Origin of the sequence: Streptomyces sp. NPDC094034 (assembly GCF_040303865.1) — a bacterium.
In the GTDB taxonomy this organism is placed as follows: Bacteria; Actinomycetota; Actinomycetes; order Streptomycetales; family Streptomycetaceae; genus Streptomyces.
This window is the reverse complement of sequence record NZ_JBEOUD010000024.1, coordinates 44,510-50,842: the sequence shown is the minus strand read 5'-3', so window position 1 is coordinate 50,842 and position 6,333 is coordinate 44,510. Positions and strand designations below refer to the sequence as shown.

The window sequence follows — 6,333 nt, the reverse complement described above, 5'->3', positions numbered from 1 at the left end:
CGCACGCGACACATCTGAGGAAGGTTCACGGACGATGCCGGACGAACAGAAACTCGTCGAATACCTGAAGTGGGTCACGGCGGATCTGCACCAGACCCGCCGACGACTCGAAGAGGCCGAATCCGGCCGTCACGAACCGGTGGCGATCGTCGGGATGGGATGCAGGTTCCCCGGCGGGGTCCGCTCTCCCGAGGAGCTGTGGGAACTGCTCGCCGACGGCCGCGGCGCCCTCTCCGGATTCCCCGACGACCGCGGCTGGGACCTGGATGTGCTCGCCGGGGACGGCGAGGGACGCAGCGCCACCCAGGAAGGCGGCTTCGTCCACGACGCGCCGTGCTTCGACCCGGGATTCTTCGACATCTCGCCGCGCGAGGCCCTTGCCATGGACCCGCAGCAGCGATTGCTCCTTGAGGTGGCCTGGGAGGCCATCGAGCGCTCCGGCATCGACCCGGCCACCCTGCGCGGCAGCAGGACCGGCGTGTTCGTCGGCACCAACTCCCAGGACTACGCGCATCTCGTGCTCGCCGCGCGCGACGACATGGGCGGTTACGCGGGCAATGGCCTCGCGGCGAGCGTGATGTCCGGCCGGCTCTCCTTCGTCCTCGGACTCGAAGGCCCCGCGGTCACGCTCGACACCGCGTGCTCGTCCTCACTGGTGACCCTGCATCTCGCCGCGCAGGCCCTGCGCGACGGCGAATGCTCGCTGGCGCTGGCCGGCGGGGTGACCGTGATGGCGACGTCCGCCGGCTTCGCCGGGTTCAGCGTCCAGGGCGGACTGGCCGCCGACGGGCGCTGCAAGGCCTTCTCCGACGCGGCGGACGGCACCGCCTGGTCCGAGGGCGCGGGTCTGCTGGTCGTCGAGCGGCTGTCCGACGCCCAGCGCAACGGACACCCCGTCCTCGCGGTGCTGCGCGGCAGCGCGGTCAACCAGGACGGCGCGTCGAACGGTCTGAGCGCGCCCAACGGCCCCTCCCAGCAAAGGGTGATCCGCCAGGCGCTGGCCGGGGCCGGACTCTCCCCGTCCGACGTGGACGTGGTCGAGGCGCACGGTACGGGCACGACGCTGGGCGATCCGATCGAGGCGGGCGCCCTGCTCGCCACCTACGGCCAGGGCCGCGAGCCGGACCGTCCGCTGTGGCTCGGCACGGTCAAGTCGAACATCGGTCACACCCAGGCGGCGGCCGGTGTCGCGGGCGTGATGAAGATCGTGCTCGCGCTCCGCAACGGCATGCTGCCCCGGACGCTGCACGTGGACGCGCCCTCCTCGCATGTGGACTGGACGGCAGGTGACGTACGGCTGCTGACCGAGCCGGTGCCGTGGCCGGCGGGCGACCGGGTGCGCCGCGCCGGGGTGTCGTCGTTCGGCATCAGCGGCACCAACGCGCATGTGCTCATCGAGCAGGCGCCGCCCGCCGGGGCCGAGACCGAGGCCGGGACTACGGACGGGACCGCGCCCGCGCCCACGTCCGCGACCACGCCCGCGCCGCCCGTCGTGCCGAAGGCCGTGCCCTGGCCGGTTTCGGGCCGCGGCGGCGCCGCGCTCGACGCCCAGCTGGACCGGATCCGCGCCTTCGCGCACACGCGCGGCGCCGACCCGCTCGACCTCGGCTTCTCGCTCGCCACCACCCGCACGGCGTTCGAGCACCGCTCGGTACTGCTGGCCACCGCGGGCACCGAGGACGGGGCGCCCGTCGAGGTGGCGCGCGGGGTCCGCGGCAAGGGCGCGCTCGCCGTGCTCTTCTCCGGCCAGGGCTCGCAGCGCCTCGGGACGGGCCGCGAGCTGTACGCGCGCTTCCCCGTCTTCGCGGCCGCCCTGGACGCCGTACTGGCCCAGCTGGACGGGGAGTTGGACCGTCCGCTGCGCGAGGTGATCTGGGGCGACGACCCGGCGGCGCTGAACGACACGGGGTTCACCCAGCCCGCGCTGTTCGCCGTCGAGGTGGCGCTGTACCGGCTGATCGCCTCCTGGGGCGTCACGCCGGACTTCCTCGCCGGGCACTCCGTCGGCGAGATCACGGCCGCGCATGTGGCCGGGGTGTTCTCGCTGGAGGACGCCTGCCGGCTGGTCGCCGCGCGGGCCCGGCTGATGCGGGCGCTGCCCGCCGGTGGCGCGATGGTCGCCGTACGGGCCACCGAGGACGAGATCACGCCGTTGCTGACCGGTCGGATGTCCGTCGCCGCGGTCAACGGCCCCGACGCGGTGGTCGTCTCGGGCGACGAGACCGCGGTGCTCGACCTCGCCGCCCGGCTGGCGGCCGAGGGACGCAAGACCACCCGGCTCGCCGTCAGTAACGCGTTCCACTCGCCACTGATGGAGCCCATGCTCGACGCGTTCCGCGCGGTCGTGGCGGGCCTGGCCTTCCAAGAGCCGTCCCTGCCGGTCGTCTCCAACCTGACCGGCGAGGTGGCCACCACGGCCGAACTCACCGACCCCGGCTACTGGGTGCGCCATGTCCGCGAGCCCGTGCGGTTCGCCGACGGGGTGCGCACGCTCGCCGGGCGCGGCGTACGGACCTTCCTGGAACTGGGCCCGGACGCCGTGCTCAGCGCCCTCGTGCCGGAGTCCGTCCAGGACCCGGCCGTGACGGCGCTGCCGGTCCTGCGAAAGGGCCGGTCCGAGGAGATCACGGCCGTCACCGCGCTCGCCGGGCTGTACGCCCGCGGTGTCGCGGTGGACTGGGCCGGACTGTTCGCCGGTACGGGCGCCCGCCGGGTGGAGCTGCCGACGTACGCCTTCCAGCGCGAGCGGTACTGGCCCACGGCCCGCGCGGTCGCCGGCGACGCCTCGGGTCTGGGTCTGGTCGCCGCCGGGCATCCGCTGCTCGGCGCGGCGGTCACGATCGCCGGGTCGGACGAGATCGTGCTGACCGGCAGGCTGTCGGCGCGGTCGCATCCCTGGCTCGCCGACCACCGGATCTCCGGCCGGATCGTGCTGCCAGGCGCCGCCTTCGCGGAGCTGGCGATCCGGGCGGGCGACCAGGCGGGCCGGCACCGCGTCACGGAACTGACGCTGTCCGCCCCTCTCGTACTGACCGGTCGCGACGCGGTCACCGTGCAGGTACGGGTGGGCGCACCGGACGACGCGGGCAACCGGGCGCTGACGGTGCACTCCCGCCCCGCCGACCGCGACACGGACGGATGGACACCGCACGCCCGAGGCGTGCTGGCGGCGGCCGGGCAGACCGCGCGGGCCGAGGGAACCGGCGGATTCGACACCACCGTCTGGCCGCCGCGCGACGCCAAGCCGGTCGCCCTGGCGGGACTGTACGAACGGCTCACCGGCGCCGGCCTCGCCCACGGGCCCGTGTTCCAGGGCCTGTCGGGCGTCTGGCGGCGCGACGGCGAGGTCTACGCCGAGGTGGCGCTGCCCCCGGCGGCCGAGGACGCCGGCGCGTACGGCATCCACCCGGCGCTGCTGGACGCCGCCGCGCGCGCGGCGTGCTTCCTCGACCCCGACGGCGCGCCCGCCGTCGTCCCGGTGTCCTGGAACGGGCTGACCCTGCACGCCGCGGCGGCCCGCGCCCTGCGTGTCCGGATCACCGCGACCGGCCCCGACGAGGTGGCGCTGAGCGCGGTCGACACGACGGGCGCCGCGGTGCTCTCCGTCGATTCGCTGGTGCTCGGCCCGCCCTCCGGCGAGCCCCGGCAGGCCGCGCCGACGGGCGGCGGCACCGAGCGGGGCGCGCTCCTCACGCTCGACTGGGTGTCCGTGCCCGAGCCGGTGGCCGCCACCGGCACCCGCTGGGCGGTCGTCGGCGTCGACGAACTCGACCTGGGCTACGCGATGCACCGCGCCGACGAGATCGTCAGCGGCTACGCGGAGTCCCTGACCGGCGCGGTCGGCGACAGCGGTGTCGCCCCGGACGTCTTCCTGGTGCCCGCGGTCGGCGACCCGGCGATGCCAGGACCCGAGTCGGTGCGCGCCCTGACCACCCTCGTCCTCGGCCTCCTCCAGGAGTGGCTGAACGAACCGGCGCTGGCCGGCTCACGGCTGGTCTTCGTCACCCGGGGCGCCGTCGCCGTCGACGGCGAGGACGTCAAGGACGTGGCCGCCGCCGCCGTCTGGGGCCTCGTACGGTCCGCGCAGACCGAGAACCCCGGCAGCTTCCTGCTGGTCGACATGGACGACACGTTCCTGTCCGCGGGGGTCCTGCCCGGTCTGCTCGGCCTCGACGAACAGCAGTTGGTCGTGCGCTCCCACACGGTCAGGGCCGGCCGGCTCACCCGGCTGCCCGAGAGCGACGAGACCTCCTCGGCCGGCGGCGCGGCACGCCCCTGGGACCCCGAGGGCACCGTACTGATCACCGGCGGAACCGGCGGCCTCGGCAAGGAACTGGCGCGCCATCTGGTCGCCGAACACGGCGTACGGCATCTCCTGCTGGCCAGCAGGAGCGGCCAGGACGCCCCGGGCGTGCCGGAACTGCTCGGCGACCTGGCCGAGCGGGGCGCCGAGGTCCGCGTGGTCTCCTGCGACCTGGGCGACCGGGAGGCGGTGACCGCGCTGCTCGCCGCCGTACCGGCCGGACATCCGCTGACCGCCGTCGTGCACACCGCCGGTGTGCTGGGCGACGCGCTCACCGGCTCACTGACGCCGCGGCTGCTGGAGCGCGTACTGCGGCCGAAGGCGGACGCCGCCTGGTATCTGCACGAGGCCACCCGCGATCTCGATCTGGCCGCCTTCGTGCTGTACTCCTCCGTCTCCGGTGTGCTGGGCAGCCCCGGCCAGGGCAACTACGCCGCGGCCAACGCCTATCTGGACGCACTCGCCCGGCACCGCACGAGCCGGGGGTTGCCCGCGCTCTCCCTCGCCTGGGGCCCCTGGGGCCGGGGCAGCGGTATGACCAGCCATGTCAGCACCGCCGATCTGGCGCGGATGGCCCGGGGCGGTATGCCGCCGCTGGCCATCGAGCGGGGACTTGAGCTGTTCGACGCCGCGCTCGCCCGGGACCGGGCCACGGTGGTGGCGACCCGGATCAATGTCGCCGGACTCCAGGAGCAGCAGGCCCTGCCGGCGCTCTGGCGGGAGCTGGTGCCCCGTACCCGCCGCACCGCCGCCGCGGCCGACCGCTCGCCGGTCACCCTGCGCGAGCGGCTGCGGCACCTGGCCGCACCGGAGCAGGAGAGTCTGCTCACCGAGCTGGTGGTGGGTTACTCCGCCGCGCTCCTCGGCCACCCCGACCCGAGCGGTGTCGACCCCGAACGCGGCTTCCTGGAGCTGGGGTTCGACTCGCTCGTCTCCGTCGGGCTGCGCAATCAGCTCGCCGAGGCCCTCGGGCTGCGGCTGCCCAGCTCGGTGGTCTTCGACAACGCGACCCCGGTGAAGCTCGCCCGCCGGCTCCACGGGGAGCTGGCCGGGCAGCTCGCCCCCGGTACCCCGGGCACCGCCGCCCCCGCCGCCGCGCGCGGCACCCAGAACCCGGAAGAGACACTGGAGGGCCTGTTCTACGCGGCGGTACAGGCCGGAAAGATGGTCGAGGGCATGCGCATGCTCAAGGCCGTCGCCAATACTCGGCCGACCTTCGAGACCCCCGCCGACCTGGCGGAGCTGTCGGCTCCCGTCGTCCTCGCGGACGGTCCGAGCAGCCCCCGGCTGGTCTTCGTCAGCGCCCCGGGCGCCACCGGCGGCGTACACCAGTACGCCCGCATCGCGGCGCACTTCCGCGGCAAGCGGCATGTCTCCGCCCTGCCGCTCATGGGGTTCGCCCCCGGTGAGCTGCTGCCGGCCACGAGCGAGGCGGCGGCCCGTATCGTCGCGGAGAGCGCCCTGCACGCCAGCGACGGCGAACCCTTCGTCCTGGTGGGCCACTCGACCGGCGGCTCCCTCGCCTATCTCGCCGCGGGCGTACTGGAGGCGACCTGGGGCATCCGGCCCGAAGCGGTGATCCTGCTGGACACCGCGAGCATCAGGTACCAGCCGGGCGAGGGCAAGGACCTCGACAGGACCACCCGGTACTACCTGGCCGACATCGACTCGCCGTCGGTGACACTGAACAGCGCCAGGCTCTCCGCGATGGCGCACTGGTTCATGGCGATGACCGACATCGAGACGGTGCCCACCACCGCGCCGACGATGCTGGTCCGGTGCGTGGAGTCGCTGGACGGCTTCCTGTTCGACACCGACGGCGTCCCCGCGGACGACATCCGTGAGATTCAGGCCAACCATCTGTCCCTCGCCAAGGAGCACTCCGCGCTGACGGCGCGAACGATCGAGGAGTGGCTGGGCGGCCTGCCCGCCGGCGAGGCCTGAACCCGGGCGGGGCCGGGCGGGACGGCGGCCGTACGGCCCGGCCCCGCCCGGCCCCCTCCCGTCCCCCAGCGAGCGGGCCCCACGCG

At 74.5% G+C, this 6,333-nt stretch carries 1 protein-coding gene; it reads left to right on the top strand.

Going from position 1 to position 6,333, the window contains the following annotated elements; translation table 11 throughout:
* Positions 1-34: 34 nt before the first annotated feature.
* Positions 35-6,247, top strand: coding sequence for a type I polyketide synthase (locus ABTZ59_RS21650; protein WP_351408684.1), 6,213 nt, complete (start codon positions 35-37; stop codon positions 6,245-6,247).
* Positions 6,248-6,333 lie beyond the last annotated feature (86 nt).